Origin of the sequence: Glutamicibacter sp. AOP38-B1-38, from assembly GCF_052377485.1 — a bacterium.
Taxonomy (GTDB): Bacteria; Actinomycetota; Actinomycetes; order Actinomycetales; family Micrococcaceae; genus Glutamicibacter.
On sequence record NZ_JBQSWU010000109.1, the window covers coordinates 1 to 277 of the forward strand.

Sequence of the window (277 nt, forward strand, 5' to 3'; positions counted from 1 at the left end):
TGAACCGTCCCGGAAATCATGCCGCCGTCTTATGTGCGGCAGCGTCGGGTAACGAGCCTGTCATTTCATCATAGTAGGCACGCTCAAATTCCTCGGGAGTTTGGTGATCCAGCGAGGAATGCAAGCGATCATTGTTGTACCAAAAGACCCAGTCGAAGACGACCTCAACGACATCTGATTCGGTCTTCAACGCACCACTGCGGAAGGGAGAACCCTTGGCCACGGCTTCATTCTTGAATAATCCCATGACCGTTTCGGCAGCCGCATTGTCGTACGC

1 protein-coding gene is annotated in these 277 nt (G+C 53.4%); it reads right to left on the bottom strand.

From position 1 onward, the window contains the following. Positions 1 to 16: 16 nt before the first annotated feature. The coding region (locus ACT3TP_RS18815; protein ID WP_443462413.1) for an integrase core domain-containing protein at positions 17 to 277 on the bottom strand (261 nt) is incomplete at its 5' end.